1 protein-coding gene is annotated in these 488 nt (G+C 69.5%); it reads right to left on the minus strand.

Going from position 1 to position 488, the window contains the following annotated elements:
* On the minus strand, positions 1-488 hold a 488-nt coding region (locus V5E28_RS49155; RefSeq protein ID WP_336217211.1), incomplete at both ends, for a protein kinase domain-containing protein.

Raw genomic sequence — 488 nt, forward strand, 5'->3', positions numbered from 1 at the left:
AGGGCCGTGCGTGCCCAGCCGAGCGCGGCGGAGGGATCCATCCCGTGCGGGATGCGGTGGGTGGGGGTGTAGCTGAGCCACTGGTCGATGAGCCGGCCCAGGTGTTCGGGCACGTCGGGGGTGAGGTGGTCGGCGCGTTCGGGGCGGGTTCCGGCTTGTATCAGGTGGTGGACCTGCAGGAGGTCGGTCTCGGTGCCGCGGCCGGTGCGGGTTTCGATCTCGCGCCGCAGCGGTGCCAGGCCGGTCAGCAGCCAGTAGGCCAGGGCGCCTACGCCGTACAGGTCGGACAGGCCGCTGGGGGCGGCGTCGGTGGCGCCGAGTTGCTCGGGGCTGGCGAACCATTTGGTGCCGCCGGGCAGGACCGTGGAGACGCTCTTGCCGGCCTGGTGCAGCTGGGACATTCCCCAGTCGATGATCCTGATGTTGGCAGGGCCGTCCAGCACGATGTTCTGCGGTTTGATGTCCAGATGGATGATGTTGCTCTGGGC

Origin of the sequence: Nonomuraea sp. LPB2021202275-12-8 (assembly GCF_037044575.1) — a bacterium.
Lineage (GTDB): Bacteria > Actinomycetota > Actinomycetes > Streptosporangiales > Streptosporangiaceae > Nonomuraea.